Origin of the sequence: Salmonella sp. SAL4457 (genome assembly GCF_046548235.1) — a bacterium.
Taxonomy (GTDB): Bacteria; Pseudomonadota; Gammaproteobacteria; order Enterobacterales; family Enterobacteriaceae; genus Salmonella; species Salmonella enterica.
In genome coordinates, this window is sequence record NZ_JBGDZO010000007.1 from 35,830 (window position 1) to 54,442 (window position 18,613).

Genomic DNA, 18,613 nt, shown 5'->3' on the forward strand with positions numbered 1-18,613 from the left:
ACGAGAGACTTATGATGGAAATTCTGCGTGGTTCGCCTGCACTGTCTGCATTCCGTATCAATAAACTGCTGGCGCGCTTTCAGGCTGCCAACCTCCAGGTCCACAATATATACGCTGAGTATGTCCATTTTGCTGACCTGAACGCCCCGTTAAATGATAGCGAGCAGGCGCAGCTTACCCGTCTGCTGCAATACGGCCCGGCGCTTAGCAGCCATACGCCGGCGGGTAAACTCCTGTTGGTCACACCGCGTCCTGGTACCATCTCCCCCTGGTCTTCAAAAGCAACGGATATCGCCCACAACTGCGGCCTGCAACAGGTTGATCGGCTGGAGCGCGGCGTAGCGTACTATATCGAGGCTTCGACGTTGACGGCGGAACAGTGGCGACAAGTGGCCGCAGAGCTGCACGACCGTATGATGGAGACGGTGTTCTCTTCTTTAACCGATGCGGAAAAACTGTTTATCCACCATCAGCCTGCGCCGGTTTCCAGTGTCGATCTGCTGGGAGAAGGCCGTCAGGCGTTAATTGACGCCAACCTGCGTCTTGGTCTGGCGCTGGCGGAAGATGAAATCGACTATTTGCAGGAGGCGTTTACCAAACTGGGACGCAACCCGAACGATATCGAATTGTACATGTTCGCCCAGGCGAACTCCGAGCACTGCCGCCACAAGATTTTTAATGCCGACTGGATTATCGACGGTAAACCGCAGCCGAAGTCGCTGTTTAAAATGATTAAAAACACCTTCGAAACCACGCCGGACTATGTGCTCTCTGCCTATAAAGACAATGCCGCGGTGATGGAAGGATCTGCGGTGGGGCGCTACTTCGCCGATCACAATACTGGCCGTTACGATTTTCATCAGGAGCCCGCGCACATTCTGATGAAGGTCGAAACGCATAACCACCCAACCGCCATCTCTCCGTGGCCGGGGGCGGCGACCGGTTCCGGCGGCGAAATTCGTGATGAAGGCGCCACCGGGCGTGGCGCGAAACCAAAAGCCGGGCTGGTGGGCTTCTCCGTTTCCAACCTGCGTATTCCGGGCTTTGAACAGCCGTGGGAAGAGGATTTTGGCAAGCCGGAACGTATTGTCACCGCGCTGGATATCATGACCGAAGGCCCGCTGGGCGGCGCGGCGTTTAACAACGAATTTGGTCGCCCGGCGCTGACCGGTTACTTCCGTACTTATGAAGAGAAAGTGAACAGCCACAACGGCGAAGAGCTGCGCGGCTACCATAAGCCGATCATGCTGGCGGGCGGGATCGGTAATATTCGCGCCGATCACGTGCAGAAAGGCGAGATCGTCGTGGGCGCGAAGCTGATCGTCCTTGGCGGCCCGGCGATGAATATCGGCCTCGGCGGCGGCGCGGCATCGTCAATGGCTTCCGGCCAGTCTGATGCGGATCTCGATTTTGCCTCTGTTCAGCGCGACAACCCGGAAATGGAACGCCGCTGCCAGGAAGTGATCGACCGCTGCTGGCAGTTGGGCGACGCTAACCCAATCCTGTTTATCCATGATGTGGGCGCGGGCGGTCTCTCCAACGCCATGCCGGAGCTGGTGAGCGACGGCGGGCGCGGCGGGAGGTTCGAACTGCGCGACATTCTTAGCGACGAGCCAGGCATGAGCCCGCTGGAAATCTGGTGTAACGAATCCCAGGAGCGCTATGTGCTGGCGGTCGCGGCTGACCAGTTGCCGCTGTTCGATGACCTGTGTAAGCGCGAACGCGCGCCGTATGCGGTCATTGGCGACGCTACCGAAGAACAGCATCTCTCGTTGCATGATAACCATTTCGACAATCAGCCGATCGACCTGCCGCTGGATGTCCTGCTGGGCAAAACGCCGAAAATGACCCGCGATGTGCAAACATTGAAGGCGAAAGGCGATGCGCTGAACCGCGCGGATATCACAATTGCCGACGCGGTAAATCGTGTTCTGCATCTGCCGACCGTGGCGGAAAAAACCTTCCTTGTCACTATTGGCGACCGTACCGTCACCGGTATGGTGGCGCGTGACCAGATGGTTGGCCCGTGGCAGGTCCCGGTGGCTGACTGCGCGGTCACTACCGCCAGCCTCGACAGCTACTACGGCGAAGCGATGTCGATTGGCGAGCGCGCGCCGGTGGCGCTGCTGGACTTTGCCGCCTCCGCCCGTCTGGCCGTCGGTGAAGCGTTGACTAACATTGCCGCGACGCAGATTGGCGATATCAAGCGCATTAAGCTTTCCGCTAACTGGATGGCGGCAGCCGGTCATCCTGGCGAAGATGCCGGTTTGTATGACGCGGTTAAAGCGGTGGGAGAGGAACTCTGTCCGCAGCTTGGTCTGACCATTCCGGTGGGTAAAGATTCGATGTCGATGAAAACCCGCTGGCAGGAAGGCAACGAACAGCGCGAAATGACCTCGCCGCTGTCGCTGGTGATTTCCGCGTTTGCCCGCGTGGAAGACGTGCGTCACACCCTTACGCCGCAGCTGTCAACGGAAGATAACGCCTTGCTGCTGATCGATCTTGGCAAGGGCCACAACGCGCTGGGCGCAACGGCGTTGGCGCAGGTCTATCGTCAGCTTGGCGACAAACCCGCGGACGTGCGTGACGTCGCGCAACTGAAAGGCTTCTATGACGCCATGCAGGCGCTGGTCGCTGCGCGTAAATTACTGGCCTGGCACGACCGTTCCGACGGCGGTCTGCTGGTGACGCTGGCCGAGATGGCCTTTGCCGGCCACTGCGGCGTGCAGGTCGATATCACTGCGCTGGGCGATGACCATCTGGCCGCACTGTTCAACGAGGAGCTGGGCGGCGTGATTCAGGTACGCGCTGAAGACAGAGACGCGGTCGAAGCGCTGTTGGCGCAGTACGGCCTTGCTGACTGCGTCCACTACCTTGGTCAGGCCCTGGCTGGCGATCGCTTTGTGATTACCGCTAATGACCAGACGGTATTCAGCGAAAGCCGCACTACGCTGCGTGTCTGGTGGGCGGAAACCACCTGGCAGATGCAGCGTCTGCGCGACAATCCGCAATGTGCCGACCAGGAACACGAGGCGAAAGCGAATGATGCCGATCCGGGCCTCAACGTGAAGCTGTCGTTTGATATTAATGAAGATATCGCCGCGCCGTACATTGCGACAGGCGCACGACCGAAAGTCGCTGTACTGCGCGAGCAGGGGGTGAACTCTCACGTGGAGATGGCGGCGGCGTTCCATCGTGCGGGCTTTGACGCGATTGACGTCCATATGAGCGACCTGCTGGGCGGTCGTATCGGTCTGGGCAACTTCCATGCGCTGGTGGCTTGCGGCGGCTTTTCCTACGGCGACGTGCTGGGGGCGGGCGAAGGTTGGGCGAAATCCATTCTGTTTAACCCTCGGGTGCGCGACGAATTCGAAACCTTTTTCCATCGTCCGCAGACGCTGGCGCTTGGGGTGTGCAACGGTTGCCAGATGATGTCGAATCTGCGCGAGCTGATCCCGGGCAGCGAACTGTGGCCGCGTTTTGTACGTAACCATTCTGACCGCTTCGAAGCCCGCTTCAGCCTGGTGGAAGTGACGCAAAGCCCATCGCTGCTGCTGCAAGGAATGGTAGGCTCACAGATGCCGATTGCGGTTTCCCATGGGGAAGGGCGCGTTGAGGTGCGGGACGATGCGCATCTTGCCGCGCTTGAGAGCAAAGGCCTGGTCGCTCTGCGCTACGTTGATAACTTTGGTAAGGTGACTGAAACCTATCCGGCTAACCCGAACGGTTCGCCGAACGGCATCACGGCGGTGACGACCGAAAACGGTCGGGTGACGATTATGATGCCGCATCCGGAACGCGTATTCCGCACCGTCGCCAACTCCTGGCACCCGGAAAACTGGGGCGAGGATAGCCCGTGGATGCGTATCTTCCGTAATGCGCGTAAGCAGCTTGGTTAATTAGCCCGATAGCCATTAAGCCCCTCTTCACGAGGGGCTTTTTTGTAGACGGCGCTTATCAGGCCCACGGGGAAGCGCGGTTGAAGCTACCGTCTTGAACGTCAAGCGGTAGGCCGGATAAGGCGTTTACGCCGCCATCCGGCAATAAACTAGTGCTTATGCCGCAAGATTAAAGTGTCGGGAAATCCCGACATGAGTGGGGGATAGGTTGTCGCCAAAAAGAGACATTTAACTATTTGATTTTAAATTGTTTTATTTTTATGTGTTGCAGGTGTTGCTGATTGGCGACAGAAAGGGCAAAAAACAGACAGAGCCATTTTTAGCATGAATAACGATATTTTTCATATCTATCATTGTGTTAACAAAATCTTTTGAATGTTGGCACAATTACTGCATAATGATAACCAGTGGCTCATTCACCTTCTTATGTCAGCCCCTTAGGGACGCGCTACATAAACTTCGAATGACGCACAACAAGGTGCCTGCCGTCCAACTTCTGATAATAGCGTAGCTTTATCAACCTCCGGGCGAAACGTCGAGTTAGGCACCGCCTTATTCCATAACAAAGCCGGGTTTAGCCCGGCTTTGTTGTATCTGGCGCTTCCCTCGGTTAGCATCTTTTTTATTCTTCTTTTATGTGAGCGACACGTTGAAGCGCTGGTCTGTTTTCCCCCGTTCTTTACGACAATTGGTCATGCTGGCCTTTTTGCTGATCCTGCTGCCGTTGCTGGTTCTGGCCTGGCAGGCGTGGCAAAGCCTTAACGCGTTAAGCGATCAGGCTGCGGTGACTAACCGCAGCACGCTTATTGACGCCCGGCGCAGCGAGGCGATGACCAACGTCGCGCTGGAGATGGAGCGAAGCTACCGACAGTATTGTGTGCTTGACGATCCGACGCTGGCAAAAGTGTATCAAAGCCAGCGTAAGCGCTATAGCGATATGCTGGACGCCCATGCCGGCGTCTTGCCGGATGATAAGTTGTATCAGGCGTTACGCCAGGATTTAAACGCGCTGGCGCAATTGCAGTGTAAAGATAGCGGCCCGGAAGCGGCAGCGGCCGCGCGTCTGGAGGCCTTTGCCAACGCGAATACGGAAATGGTGCAGGCGACGCGTACTGTGGTTTACTCGCGCGGGCAGCAGTTACAACAAGAAATCGCCGAGCGCGGACAATTTTTCGGCTGGCAGGCGCTGGTGCTATTTCTGGTGAGCCTGGCGATGGTGCTGCTTTTTACCCGCATGATTATCGGGCCGGTGAAAGGAATTGAACGGATGATTAATCGCCTGGGCGAAGGCCGTTCTTTGGGGAATACCGTCACCTTTACCGGTCCGCGTGAATTACGATCGGTGGGGCAGCGCATTATCTGGCTGAGTGAGCGTCTGGCGTGGCTGGAATCCCAGCGCCATCAGTTTCTACGTCACCTGTCCCATGAGCTGAAAACCCCGCTGGCCAGTATGCGCGAGGGGACTGAGCTGCTGGCCGATCAGGTGGTTGGGCCGCTGACGCCGGAGCAAAAAGAGGTGGTCGATATTCTGGATGACAGCAGTCGTAATTTACAAAAATTGATTGAGCAATTGCTTGATTACAACCGGAAACTGGTAGACAGTGCCACAGAGCTGGAAGCGGTCGATATCGCGCCGCTTGTGGATATGGTGGTTTCCGCCCACAGTTTGCCTGCCCGCGCTAAAATGATGCATACCGATGTCGGCCTGGAGGCCGAACGCTGCATAGCAGAGCCCATGTTGCTGATGAGCGTGCTGGATAATCTCTATTCCAACGCGGTGCACTATGGCGCTGAATCCGGTAACATTTGTATCCGTAGTCGCTCTCAGGGCTCCACGGTTTATATCGATGTGGTTAATAGCGGCGAACCGATTCCGCAAACCGAAAGAGAAATGATTTTTGAGCCTTTTTTCCAGGGAAGCCACCAGCGAAAAGGGGCGGTAAAAGGCAGTGGGTTAGGGCTAAGTATCGCCAGAGATTGTATTCGTCGAATGCAGGGAGAGATCCAACTGGTGGATGACAAAGCGCAGGAAGTTTGTTTTCGCATCTCGCTGCCGCTGCCTGCATCTGACAAACACTAATATGAATTTAAGCCTGGTGCGTATGTCACACGTTTTCGTCCAAACTATTAAACGATGCCTTTTGCGGTGGGGAATACCGGTGGGCATATCGTGTCTGGCGCTGACCGCATGTGTTCCCCATGCTTCACAGCAACTGCCCGGTAGCGCAGCGCAGGACACGCTCCCCCATTATCAACTGGCGGATTATCTCCCGACGGCGTGCGCGGATATCTGGTCGCTACGCGGGCAGGCGGTGGAGACGAATCCGCTGTACTGGCTACGCACGATTGACTGCGCCGATCGTCTGATGCCGGTTCAGTCGCGCGCAGAGGCGCGCGCGTTGACGGATTATAACTGGCAAAATGCCTTCAGGCGCGGGATTTTACTGGCGGATGCAAAAATTACGCCGCCGGAGCGGCGCGCCATAGTGACCCGTCTGGAGGCGTTAAGCGCGCAAATACCGGCTCAGGTACGGCCCGTCTACCAAATCTGGCATGACGGTCAGGCGCTGCAACTGGCGCTTTCTGCCGAACGTCAGCGTTATAGCAAACTCCAGCAAACGTCAGATAGTGAGCTGGATGCGCTGCGTCAGCAGCAACAGGCCTTGCAAACGCAGCTCGATCTTACCACCCGTAAGCTGGAGAGTTTAACCGATATTGAGCGCCAGCTTTCGACACGAAAACCGGCAGGGAATTACAACGCCGATACGCCGCATACGAATGACAAACCCGCGACGTCTGAAGATGGCGCGGCGCCGTCGCCGTCACAAGATGAGGTAACGCCATGATAAGCCGTAAACCGGCGCACCTGCTGCTGGTCGATGACGATCCCGGATTACTGAAATTACTCGGTATGCGCCTGACCAGTGAAGGATACAGCGTAGTGACCGCAGAGAGCGGCCAGGAAGGACTACGGGTACTGCATCGGGAAAAAGTGGACCTGGTAATAAGCGACCTGCGCATGGATGAAATGGATGGTATGCAACTGTTCACAGAAATTCAGAAAGTACAGCCGGGAATGCCGGTTATCATTCTGACGGCGCATGGTTCTATTCCGGATGCGGTGGCCGCTACCCAGAAAGGCGTATTCAGCTTTTTGACGAAGCCGATCGACAGAGACGCGTTATATAAAGCGATAGATGAAGCGCTGGAGCAGTCCGCTCCCGCGACGGACGATAGCTGGCGCAACGCTATCGTTACCCGTAGCCCGCTGATGCTGCGACTGCTTGAACAGGCGCGCATGGTCGCGCAGTCGGATGTCAGCGTATTGATTAACGGACAAAGCGGCACCGGGAAAGAGATTTTCGCACAGGCGATTCATAATGCCAGCCCGCGCAGTAACAAGCCGTTTGTCGCCATCAACTGCGGCGCGTTGCCGGAACAATTGCTGGAGTCCGAATTATTCGGCCATGCGCGCGGCGCCTTTACCGGCGCAGTGAGCAATCGTGAAGGGTTGTTCCAGGCGGCGGAAGGCGGCACGCTGTTTCTGGATGAAATTGGCGATATGCCCGCGCCGTTACAGGTGAAGCTGCTGCGGGTGTTACAGGAGCGCAAAGTCAGGCCGCTGGGCAGCAATCGCGATATTGATATCGATGTGCGAATTATTTCCGCGACGCACCGCGATCTGCCGAAGGCGATGGCGCGGGGCGAATTTCGTGAAGATTTGTACTACCGGCTGAATGTCGTGAGCCTGAAAATTCCGGCGCTGGCGGAGCGTACCGAGGATATTCCGCTGCTGGCTAATCATCTGCTCAGACAGTCGGCACAGCGGCATAAACCGTTTGTTCGCGCCTTTTCTACTGATGCAATGAAACGGCTGATGACGGCAAGCTGGCCTGGCAACGTGCGCCAACTGGTCAACGTCATTGAACAATGCGTGGCGTTAACCTCTTCGCCGGTGATCAGCGATGCGTTGGTCGAGCAGGCGCTGGAAGGCGAAAACACCGCGCTGCCAACTTTTGCCGAAGCGCGAAACCAATTTGAACTGAACTATCTGCGCAAGTTACTGCAAATTACCAAAGGTAACGTGACGCACGCGGCAAGGATGGCGGGGCGCAACCGCACGGAATTCTATAAGCTACTCTCCCGCCACGAACTGGATGCGAATGATTTCAAAGAGTAGTTTTCATGCCGTAAAGTAGCGCGAAATATGTTACGTTTAACCGATCAAAACACAGGCGACCTTTTCAAGGAATAGCATGAAAAAGATTGATGCGATTATTAAACCCTTCAAGCTGGACGATGTCCGTGAAGCGCTGGCCGAGGTAGGTATTACCGGCATGACGGTCACTGAAGTCAAAGGCTTTGGCCGTCAAAAAGGCCACACCGAGCTGTATCGCGGCGCGGAATATATGGTAGATTTTCTGCCGAAGGTAAAAATTGAAATCGTTGTGCCTGACGACATCGTGGATACCTGTGTTGACACCATCATTCGTACTGCGCAGACGGGGAAAATCGGCGACGGTAAGATCTTTGTCTTTGATGTCGCCCGCGTTATTCGTATCCGTACTGGCGAAGAAGACGACGCGGCTATCTGATGTGCCGATTCGCTGCCCGTCTCCTCCTTGTGGGCAGCGAACCACCGTTTAATCGCCCTGCGGTAGCGCCGATGTAGTCCGGGTGCAAACCCATCTCAGGCCGACAATGGCGACGATCAGCGCCACGCAACTTAGCGTCCACTCGCCCATTTGCGAGAAAAAGTGTCCGTAGGCGGCTACCGCCGTATCACTAATTTGCGATTCCGTGGTTTGTTGCGCGACGACGCCAGCCAGCCAGTTAGCGACCGCGCCGGTCGCCAGCATATAAATACCGGTCAGTACGCCCGTGACGCCAGGCAGATTGAGGCGGGTAATTTGCGCCATCGCGACCGGATCAATAAACAGCTCCGCAAAGCCCATCAGCGCCAGCCCTGCGATCATCATTCCCATTGATGCCTGCCCATCTAACCGGGCCTGATGCGCGTTTAGCGCCAGCAGCATAAAACCGCCGCCCATTAATACCAGCCCCACGGCAAATTTAAGCCAGACGCGCAGCACCGAGCGGGCGCTCTCTTTCGGGCTGCTCAGCCACGCCAGCACCACGCCCGCCGCCATCACCGCAATCGCATTGACCGACTGGAACAATGCGGTGGGGACGGTCATATTCAGCCAGTGGCGGTTGACAAAACGGTCGATGAATAAACTGATCGAACTTCCGCCCTGCTGCGCCAGAACCCAAAAGAGAGTGCCGGTGATCATTAACAGAACGATTTGCCACAAGGCGCGACGGTGTTCGGGAAATTTAACCATAATACGGGCGATAAGTTGCGCCGCGAAGACGCAGACAATGGCCAGCACATAGCCAGACCAGTTATTTTCCAGCAGGAGGGTGAAGAATACCGGCGCGATACACAGCATTAATACCAGCCAACCCCAGGTTGGAAGGGCGAATTTAACCGCCCGCAGCGCGGGGCGATTAACCCCACGCGTCTGCTGAAAGTGGCGATGACCGCTTAAAAAGATGAGCAGGCCGATGAACATTCCCACGCCCGCCAGCGCAAAGCCGACATGCCAGCCATACCACTGCGCCGCCAGACCACAGGCGATCGGCGCGGCTATCGATCCAATATTCCCGGCGGCGTAGAGCAGCGAGAATCCCCCGTCGCGGCGGTTGTCATCAGGGGCGTAAAGTTCGCCCAGCAGACAGCTAATATTGGATTTAAACAAGCCGTAGCCGCAGATAATAATGGCCAGCGCCGCATATAAACTCAGCGTTGAATCAGATTCTAAGCCCAATACCACATGACCCAGCGTCATCAATAAGGCGCCGGTGATAACCGCCACGCGGTTGCCAAGCAGGCGGTCGGCAAGCCAGCCGCCAAGAATAGGGGTAACGTAAACTAAAGAGGCGTAGGCGCTGAAGAGGTTGATCGCGTGGCTGTCATTAAAACCAAGCTGGTGGGTAAGATAAAGGATGAGTAAGGCACGCATGCCGTAAAAGCTGAAGTATTCCCAAATTTGAATCGCCACGATGTAAAAAATCGCGCGCGGTTGTGAGGGTGTTTTCATAAAGTCTCCTTGCTGCGTGAAAAAAGGGAAGTGGCAAGCCACTTCCCTTTGGTACTTATTTCGTATTTTCTTTCAGCACCTTAACGGTGTAACGTCCGTCTGCCTGACGATAGGCGCCGTGGATATCGGTTTCGAAGCCCGGATAGTGAGCGCCGATTTCGCACAGCATTTGCAGGAATTCCAGTACCGGACGGCTTTCCTCGGTGATCATTTCACCAGGCATCACCAGCGGCACTCCCGGAGGGTAAGGAAGGATCATGTTGGCGTTGACGCGTCCAACCATCTCTTCAAGATACACCTCTTCCGTTTCGCCATGCAGCTCTTTCTGGAACGCAGTATACGGCGTCATCACCATTTTCGGCAGCACTTCAAACGCACGGTACATTAAGTCCGGTAGATTATGATGTTCGACCAGTTTATGAATATTCTGTGCCAGTTCCTGGATGCGCATATTTTCATAAAACTCAGGCGCTTCGCGGTACAGTGCCGGCAGAATGTTTTTGACGCGCAGGTTCAGGTCAAAGGCGCGTTTAAATTCAGTGAGCGCGCGCAGCAGGCTCAGAGCTTTGGTTTTGTCGATACCAATGCTGAACAGGAACAGCAGGTTGTATGGACCGGTTTTTTCTACGATGATGCCACGTTCATCGAGATATTTGGCGACCAGACTTGCCGGAATACCGAATTCATCCATCGTACCGTCTTTCTTCATCCCCGGCGTCAGGATAGTGACTTTGATCGGGTCGAGGTACATGTGTTCGTTATCGATATTTTTGAAGCCATGCCATGCGCTATCTGAACGCAGCGGCCAGCACTCAGCTCCATCGATATGTTCCGGCTGCCATACGTCAAAGAACCAGCCGTCAGATTCGCTTTTCAGGCGTTTAATTTCTTTACGGAATTTAATCGCACGTTCAATAGAGCCGTTAATCAGGCGTTTACCCGCATTACCTTTCATCATCGCCGCTGCGGTTTCAGTAGACGCTACGATACCGTAGTGCGGAGAAGTGGTGGTATGCATCATGTAGGCTTCGTTAAAGGTTTCTTCGTTAATGTCGCCTTTAACATGAATCATGGATGCCTGTGAAAACGCCGCCAGCAGTTTATGCGTGGACTGGGTTTCATAAATGATTTTGCCTTCCACACGGTCGCCGCTCATACCGCATTTACCCTGATAAATAGGGGAGAAATTGGTATAAGGCACCCAGGCGGAGTCAAAATGAATGGACTTCACATCCAGAGTTTTCTTGATGTAGTCAGTGTTATACAACAGACCGTCATAGGTTGAGTTAGTAATAACAGCATGGACCGGCCAGGTTGCGTTAGGCGTCTCTTTTACCCGTTTAGCGATAGTGGCGTGCTGGAACTCGCTTTGCGGAATACCGCCAAGAATACCGTAGGCGTTACGGGTTGGGCGGAAATAAATCGGCGTAATGTCGCTCATCATCATCAGATGGGTCAGCGATTTATGGCAGTTACGGTCAATCAGTACCGTGCTGCCTGCCGGCGCGGAGTACATACCGACGATTTTGTTCGCCGTAGAGGTGCCGTTCGTCACCATGTAGCTACGTTCGGCGTTAAAGACGCGGGCGATATACTCTTCCGCTTCTTTATGCGGGCCGGAGTGGTCCAGCAGCGAACCCAGTTCAGAAACGGAAATCGAAATATCGGATTTCATCGTGTTCGGGCCGAAGAAATCATAAAAGATGCTGCCGACGGGGCTTTTCTGGAAAGCGGTCCCGCCCATGTGGCCAGGCGTACAGAAAGTATATTTCCCTTCGCGCACATATTTGAACAGCGCTTTTGTCAGCGGCGGCAGAATATTGTCGATGTATTCATCGGTATTCTGGCGAATTTTCGCCGCGATATCGGCTGCGGCGCCTAAAGCATATTCAAAGAAGCGAACCTGCATTCTCAGATCGTTGAGGCTGACGTCCAGCGTAGAGTAGCTGTTGGCGAAGGCGTACAGCGGCATATACTCGTTCAGCTTGCTAATCTCTTCGCAAAGCTCAAGGTTATATTTATCCCAGTCGAAAATGACGCCGCAAAGGCGGGAGTTATTTTCAATCAGCTTCAGCAGGTCTTCTCGGTCGTTTGGATAGACGATACGGAAATTTAAACCTTCCAGTGCACGATGCAGTTCACGAATAGGCTCTTCTTTAAAGTAGACGCCCATGTGGTTCATGATAGCAATAACGTTCATAGTCTTGTTCCTGGTAAAGTGGGCCCCTCCCGCTACGCTATAGCAGGTGACGAAAGGGGCTTTGAGAAAAAGGAGTTAGCGGTTAAAGCGCTTCAGCCGTATTGTTGTCGCTGTCGTTGTTCTGGCGCTGGTGCATTTTGCGACCGTAGAACATCAGGATGATCAGACTGACGATAAAGGTGCCGGAGAGTTCGAAGGAGCTGGCGCCCATCAGTGCGATGAAGCAAAATGCGCAGCCCAGTACAGAACAAATCAGGCTTACCGAGTTACGGATGTTGAACCCTTCGAAGCGAATCAGGTCAACACAGGAGTAGAAGTACGGCAGCATGGTAAGCAGTACGGCAATCCCGGTCAGTTCGCCGAACAGGTCGGACGCTTTACCGCCGCTGGAGTTCATGATGGTGATCAGAATCATCAGCGCCGTCATTTTCACCGCAGCCAACAGCAGACCTTTTTTCGGAATACCGTTTTTATCCATTTCACCGTAAATTTTCGGGAAGTTGCCGTCGTTGGCGGCGCGAACCCCAGCCTGGCCGACCAGCATCATCCAGGAGCCCAGAGACGTCAGGCAGGCGAAAGCGGTAAAGGCGGAAACCAGCGGCGCAGCCCAGCCACCCAGAATCGTGGAGGTACTGATAGCGAACGGCGCGCCGGAAGAGGCCATAACGGAAGCTGGGAACATCCCGGCGATAACCTGAGTCGCGGCGATATAGATGATGCCTGCCAGCGCGGTACCCAGCATGGTTGCCAGCGGTACGGTGCGTTTCGGGTTTTTCACCATGCCGGTGCTGACGGCGGCAGACTCAACGCCAACGAACGCCCACAGGCAGAGCAGAATACTTTTAACAATGGCGTGAGAGTCGGTCGTCGTAGACGTGTTCCAGTTCGCGTGATAGGTCGCGATATCGAACCAATGCCAGCCGGCGACTGCGGTCAAGACTACCGGGATCAGCACCAGGAATAGGCCAATCGTTGTCAAACGGCTGACCCAGGCCCCGCCCAGCATATTAATAAAGGTGAACAGCCAGACGATAGCAATACAGGCAATACCTGCCGGTATTGGATTATTTAACGCCGGGAAGAACGTAGAAAGATAAGAAACCGCGGTAATACCGATGGCTAAGTTACCAATCCAGTTTGCGTGATAATAAAGAACGCCGGTCTGGAAACCAAACGCCGGAGATATTTCCCCAGCATAAGCGATAGGGCCACCCTGTTGCGGGTTTTTGGTTGCCAGCCTCGCATAAACATAAGCCAGCGACATTGCCCCAATAATAGAAATTACCCAGCCCCAGATGGCAATGCCACCAATACTGGCAAGGTTGGCGGGTAATAATGCAATCCCGCTCCCCATCATATTACCGGCAACGACGCCAGTACAGGCAAATAGCCCGATCTTTTTGACAGAACTCATGTTCATTTCTCCTGAGCTGTATTTTTAAGAACCGGGCTTATGCTTCATATATGCTGCGTGCCCGTTCAACTGTCGACAAGATTAACGAATGAGTTGAGATAAGTCCTAAAGAAAAAGTGAAATAAACACAAACATGAAAAAACTGATAGATTGATTTTTTTGAATTAACATATAAATATCATGAAAAATATCATGAAAGGATAAACATAGTTTAATTACAAAGGGTTATATTTACATTTCTTTGCGATGAATATGTTGCCAAAATTAACATAAGCTATTTTTGGCAACATGTTTTTCACAAAATAAAAGCGAAAAATTTAATATCTTTTCGCTTTTATTTGTCATGGTTCAGCGTTAAATTTAATCTTCTGCCAGAAAACTATTCAGATAAGGGACAATTTTCTGAACGGATGTCTGAAATACGCCATTTTCGATCCAGTACAGCGTGTTTTCACCTGGACGTAAATTAAAGGCGGTCAGATAGGCATCAGCGGCCAAACGATTCTCACCTTTCATTTCGTAAACTTTCCCCAACAGGACATAGTTAAACCACGACATTTCAAGCTCGATGCTTTTATTGATTTCCTCATACGCTGCATCGATATCACCTTTGCCTAACAGATCAACGGTCTTGATTTTATAATAAACAGACGTTTTCTCAACGCCCGGAATTTGATCTATTTTTTTAAACTCTTCGTTCAGCGCAGCCACTTGTTCTTTATCAAACGGCTGTTGTGATTGCCGTAATACATCTACCAGCACTTTATATTCATAGGCATAGTTGAAATCAGGCGTTTCCTTAATAATGCCATTCAGAATATCGCTGGCTTTACCTAGCGCCTGCGCATCGCCGCTCAGAATAAGCTGGCGCGCCTCATAAAAACGCATCAGCGCGGTATTTTGCGGCGTTCTGAACAGGGCCAGTTGTTCTCGCATACGATCAGGCCAGGGCTGTGTTAAAACGAAAGACAGGCTATTAAACAGATCATCCTGGATGGACAACTGGTTAGTATTGGTGACGAAATAACGCTTATCCAGCATGGTTGAACCATCGGCGTTATCAATGAGCACTACAGACATAAAGCACTGCTGCGCCCGATAGTGGCGCTGATTGACAAACTGAATGGTTAACGTCTTACCGGAGCTGCTTGGCTCATTGACCCGGTAATTGGTTTTATCGTGCACCATAAAGGTCGAGTAGGTGTTCAGCAGGTCGGTGATTAAGCCGCCCAGACCGATGGCGTAGGACTCCTGCGAGACCCAGTTATTACAGGAATTGCCGCCTTCAAAACGAACATCTATATCTCGTGGGTTAAGTAATAACCGCGTTTTTGTTACCGCGGCATTATGATCTACCACCGACATCACGATAAACACCACCAGCGTCGCCAGCGAGAGCAGGAACATCACCCACGTCCAGAAAGCGGCGATACGCGGCTTTTTCGCCTTTTTAGTCGGCGTTTGCAAAGAGGCGGGCGGCACAGGCGCAGCGGCAGTAACCCCCTCCGTCGGTTCTGCATTCGTCGCTGCGATCGGCGGCGGCGACGTTGATGAATTATCGATCTCATCGCTATTTTCTTCGCACCAGATAACCGGCGCCGTCAGCTTATAGCCGCGTTTAGGTACGGTAACGATGTATTCAGCATTGCTGTCTCCGCCATCTCTTAATGATTTGCGTAGTTCAGAAATGCTTTGGGTGACAACATGGTTGGTCACGATGGTGCGCATCCAGACATGATCAATAATGTTATCCCGGCTTAACACTTCATCCGGATGATGCGCAAAATACATCAGAAGATCGATCAGCCGTGGTTCAAGAGTAATCTGGCGTCCCTGACGACTGATCTGATTAACAGAAGGTGTAACCAGCCACTCTCCAATGCGTACAACAGGTTGCTGCATAAAAAGATGCCCTAACGAGCTAAGTCAAACGTTAATAATAACACGATTTGCACAGACTTTTTTTATTCCCCTTTTTTGTAAAAGAAAGGCATAAAAAGCAGCGCAATAAGCAGGAGAACGGGGAGGAAAACGGGCGTTCGCCTTAACGATAACGCCCGTTTTTTCAGCGGATTTCTTGCAATTACAGCACTTTATGCGGGCCGAAGCATTCGTAATGAATGTTTTCGTTATTCACGCCAAGTGAAACCAGTTGTTTTGCGGCAAACTGCATAAAGCCTACCGGGCCGCAAAGATAGAACTGCATTGCCGGATCGCTGATTGCGGCTTCCAGTTGGCTTAAATCCATCAGCCCTTCGCTGTCAAAGAGGCGTTGGGCGCGATCGGCCTCGGTCGGCTCGCGGTACCAGGTATGGGCAGTGAAACGCGGCAGTGTACGGCCCAGCTCGCTCACTTCGTCGGCAAACGCATGAACGTCGCCGTTCTCCGCCGCGTGGAACCAGTTCACCTGCGCGGTATGCTGTTCTTTCGCCAGCGTATCGAGCATCGCTAACATCGGCGTCTGGCCGACGCCAGCGGAAATCAGCGAAACGGGGGTATCAGCGGCGACATTCATAAAGAAGTCACCTGCCGGCGCAGCCAGATGTACCACATCGCCTACGCTGGCGTGATGGTGTAACCAGTTTGATACCTGGCCGCCGTCTTCACGCTTCACGGCAATACGGTACCCTTTGCCATCGGGTTTACGGGTCAGTGAATATTGGCGGATCTCCTGATGCGCAAAACCTTCCGGCTTCAGCCAGACGCCCAGATACTGCCCGGGACGGTATTCCGCCACCGTACCGCCGTCGACCGGTTCAAACTCAAAGCTGGTGATCAGTGCGCTACGCGGGGTTTTCGCAACGATGCGGAAGGGGCGCGTGCCTTCCCAGCCGCCGTCTTTGCTGGCGTTCTCGTGATAAATCTCGGCTTCCCGATGAATAAAGACGTTAGCCAGTACGCCATAGGCTTTGCCCCACGCGTCCAGCACTTCCTGGCCCGGGTTGAACATTTCGTCCAGCGTCGCCAGCAGATGCGTCCCGACGATGTTGTACTGCTCCGGCTTAATCTGGAAGCTGGTGTGCTTCTGCGCGATTTTTTCTACCGCCGGCAGCAACGCCGGTAAATTTTCGATATTGCTGGCGTAGGCCGCGATAGCATTAAACAGGGCTTCGCGCTGATCGCCGTTACGCTGGTTGCTCATATTGAAGATTTCTTTGAGCTCCGGGTTATGCGTAAACATACGGTCGTAGAAGTGGGCGGTCAGTTTCGGTCCTGTTTCAACCAGCAGGGGAATGGTGGCCTTTACTGTAGCGATGGTTTGTGCGTCAAGCATACGTGCTTCCTTTATGTGAAAATCTAATGATGTATATCAAATGCATCTTATAAAAATACCCTTGCATTGTAAATGGATCTTCTCTGCTTTACGTTATGGATGTAACAACGTGAAAAATCTGCATCACAAAGCTGAAAAGAAATCCGTTGAAATTCGTCAGGCTCTCGTTCAGGAAACCCTTATCTGACGCATAGGTAATCGTTTGCGTAAAAACCTTTGTCAAGACCTGTTATCGAAGAATGATTCGGTTATACTGTTGGCCGAAGTCCCACGGACTGCCTTTTCAGGCACAAATTTTATTGTTAGCTGAGTCAGGAGATGCGGATGTTAAAGCGTGAAATGAACATTGCCGATTATGATGCCGAGTTGTGGCAGGCTATGGAGCAGGAAAAAGTACGTCAGGAAGAGCACATCGAACTGATCGCCTCCGAAAACTACACCAGCCCGCGCGTGATGCAGGCGCAGGGGTCTCAGCTGACCAACAAATACGCTGAAGGTTATCCGGGCAAGCGCTACTACGGCGGTTGCGAATACGTTGATGTCGTAGAGCAGCTGGCTATCGACCGCGCGAAAGAACTGTTCGGCGCTGACTACGCTAACGTGCAGCCGCACTCCGGTTCTCAGGCTAACTTCGCTGTTTACACCGCGCTGCTGCAGCCGGGCGACACCGTTCTGGGTATGAACCTGGCGCAGGGTGGTCACCTGACTCACGGCTCCCCGGTTAACTTCTCCGGTAAACTGTACAACATCGTACCTTACGGTATCGATGAGTCCGGTAAAATTGACTATGACGAGATGGCGAAGCTGGCCAAAGAGCACAAGCCGAAGATGATTATCGGTGGCTTCTCTGCCTACTCCGGCGTGGTTGACTGGGCAAAAATGCGTGAAATCGCTGACAGCATCGGCGCATACCTGTTTGTCGACATGGCGCACGTGGCGGGCCTGATTGCCGCAGGCGTTTACCCGAACCCGGTTCCGCACGCTCACGTTGTCACCACCACCACCCACAAAACCCTGGCGGGTCCGCGCGGCGGCCTGATCCTGGCGAAGGGCGGCGATGAAGAGCTGTACAAAAAACTGAACTCCGCCGTGTTCCCAAGCGCGCAGGGCGGCCCGCTGATGCACGTGATCGCGGGTAAAGCGGTAGCGCTGAAAGAAGCGATGGAGCCGGAGTTCAAAGTTTACCAGCAGCAGGTGGCGAAAAACGCCAAAGCGATGGTGGAAGTGTTCCTGAACCGCGGCTACAAAGTGGTGTCTGGCGGCACTGAGAACCACCTGTTCCTGCTGGACCTGGTGGATAAAAACCTGACCGGTAAAGAAGCTGACGCCGCGCTGGGCCGCGCCAACATCACCGTGAACAAAAACAGCGTGCCGAACGATCCGAAGAGCCCGTTCGTGACCTCCGGTATCCGTATTGGTTCTCCGGCGGTTACTCGTCGCGGCTTCAAAGAAGCGGAAGTGAAAGAGCTGGCTGGCTGGATGTGTGACGTGCTGGACAACATCAATGATGAAGCCACCATTGAACGCGTGAAAGCGAAAGTGCTGGATATCTGCGCCCGCTTCCCGGTTTACGCATAAGCGCTTGTGTTGTGAAAATGGCCCGATGGCGCTGCGTCTGTCGGGCATTACTTATGCGCCATAACGTGACGCCGCCGGAAGTCATTATCCGGCGGCGTTGCCGTTTGAACTTCACCCTCCGCCTGTTAACCTTATGTTACCCTT

General features: G+C 53.6%; 11 protein-coding genes. 6 read left to right on the forward strand and 5 right to left on the reverse strand.

Going from position 1 to position 18,613, the window contains the following annotated elements; translation table 11 throughout:
• The first annotated feature begins 11 nt into the window (after positions 1-11).
• The 5 genes from purL to glnB all read left to right on the forward strand — a co-directional run bounded on the left by purL (position 12) and on the right by glnB (position 8,494).
• A complete protein-coding gene (gene purL, locus ACLJNW_RS19410; RefSeq protein ID WP_024146349.1) occupies positions 12-3,899 on the forward strand; it encodes a phosphoribosylformylglycinamidine synthase in 3,888 nt (1,295 codons plus the stop codon).
• Positions 3,900-4,548: 649 nt separating this feature from the next.
• Positions 4,549-5,979, forward strand: coding sequence for a two component system sensor histidine kinase QseE/GlrK (gene qseE / locus ACLJNW_RS19415; protein ID WP_023204503.1), 1,431 nt, complete (start codon positions 4,549-4,551; stop codon positions 5,977-5,979).
• Between the two features lies 1 nt (position 5,980).
• Positions 5,981-6,745, forward strand: a complete 765-nt coding sequence (gene qseG, locus ACLJNW_RS19420) for a two-component system QseEF-associated lipoprotein QseG (RefSeq protein ID WP_077910344.1) — start codon at positions 5,981-5,983, stop codon at positions 6,743-6,745.
• Complete coding sequence (gene glrR, locus ACLJNW_RS19425; RefSeq protein WP_024131115.1) at positions 6,745-8,079, forward strand: two-component system response regulator GlrR; 1,335 nt, start codon at positions 6,745-6,747, stop codon at positions 8,077-8,079. Before qseG ends, glrR begins: the two co-directional genes overlap by 1 nt.
• 76 nt (positions 8,080-8,155) lie before the next feature.
• Positions 8,156-8,494, forward strand: coding sequence for a nitrogen regulatory protein P-II (gene glnB / locus ACLJNW_RS19430; RefSeq protein WP_000717694.1), 339 nt, complete (start codon positions 8,156-8,158; stop codon positions 8,492-8,494).
• Between the two features lie 48 nt (positions 8,495-8,542).
• On the opposite strand, the gene dtpD is transcribed toward glnB, so the two are convergent.
• The 5 genes from dtpD to hmpA form a co-directional block, all read right to left on the reverse strand.
• On the reverse strand, positions 8,543-10,003 hold the full coding sequence (gene dtpD / locus ACLJNW_RS19435) for a dipeptide permease DtpD (protein ID WP_000856793.1): 1,461 nt from the start codon (positions 10,001-10,003) through the stop codon (positions 8,543-8,545).
• 55 nt (positions 10,004-10,058) lie between these two features.
• Positions 10,059-12,203 carry a lysine decarboxylase CadA gene (cadA, locus tag ACLJNW_RS19440; protein WP_001100652.1) on the reverse strand — a complete coding sequence of 715 codons (2,145 nt, stop codon included), beginning with the start codon at positions 12,201-12,203 and terminating at the stop codon, positions 10,059-10,061.
• A gap of 82 nt (positions 12,204-12,285) precedes the next feature.
• Positions 12,286-13,617 (reverse strand): cadaverine/lysine antiporter, encoded by a 1,332-nt coding sequence (cadB, locus tag ACLJNW_RS19445; RefSeq protein WP_000100008.1) that lies wholly within the window; start codon positions 13,615-13,617, stop codon positions 12,286-12,288.
• A 360-nt stretch (positions 13,618-13,977) separates the two neighbouring features.
• Complete coding sequence (cadC, locus tag ACLJNW_RS19450; protein WP_023204501.1) at positions 13,978-15,519, reverse strand: lysine decarboxylation/transport transcriptional activator CadC; 1,542 nt, start codon at positions 15,517-15,519, stop codon at positions 13,978-13,980.
• A 181-nt stretch (positions 15,520-15,700) separates the two neighbouring features.
• Positions 15,701-16,891, reverse strand: coding sequence for an NO-inducible flavohemoprotein (gene hmpA / locus ACLJNW_RS19455; protein ID WP_023209431.1), 1,191 nt, complete (start codon positions 16,889-16,891; stop codon positions 15,701-15,703).
• 324 nt (positions 16,892-17,215) lie between these two features.
• Here hmpA and glyA point away from each other — a divergent pair, with 324 nt between their 5' ends.
• Positions 17,216-18,469 carry a serine hydroxymethyltransferase gene (gene glyA, locus ACLJNW_RS19460; RefSeq protein WP_000919178.1) on the forward strand — a complete coding sequence of 418 codons (1,254 nt, stop codon included), beginning with the start codon at positions 17,216-17,218 and terminating at the stop codon, positions 18,467-18,469.
• Positions 18,470-18,613 lie beyond the last annotated feature (144 nt).

Coding starts and splice junctions, on each gene's coding strand:
- glyA (WP_000919178.1), top strand. CDS start 17,216: ATGTTAAAGCGTGAAATGAACATTGCCGATTATGATGCCGAGTTGTGG.
- cadA (WP_001100652.1), bottom strand. CDS start 12,203: ATGAACGTTATTGCTATCATGAACCACATGGGCGTCTACTTTAAAGAA.
- purL (WP_024146349.1), top strand. CDS start 12: ATGATGGAAATTCTGCGTGGTTCGCCTGCACTGTCTGCATTCCGTATC.
- cadC (WP_023204501.1), bottom strand. CDS start 15,519: ATGCAGCAACCTGTTGTACGCATTGGAGAGTGGCTGGTTACACCTTCT.
- qseG (WP_077910344.1), top strand. CDS start 5,981: ATGAATTTAAGCCTGGTGCGTATGTCACACGTTTTCGTCCAAACTATT.
- dtpD (WP_000856793.1), bottom strand. CDS start 10,003: ATGAAAACACCCTCACAACCGCGCGCGATTTTTTACATCGTGGCGATT.
- glnB (WP_000717694.1), top strand. CDS start 8,156: ATGAAAAAGATTGATGCGATTATTAAACCCTTCAAGCTGGACGATGTC.
- hmpA (WP_023209431.1), bottom strand. CDS start 16,891: ATGCTTGACGCACAAACCATCGCTACAGTAAAGGCCACCATTCCCCTG.
- cadB (WP_000100008.1), bottom strand. CDS start 13,617: ATGAGTTCTGTCAAAAAGATCGGGCTATTTGCCTGTACTGGCGTCGTT.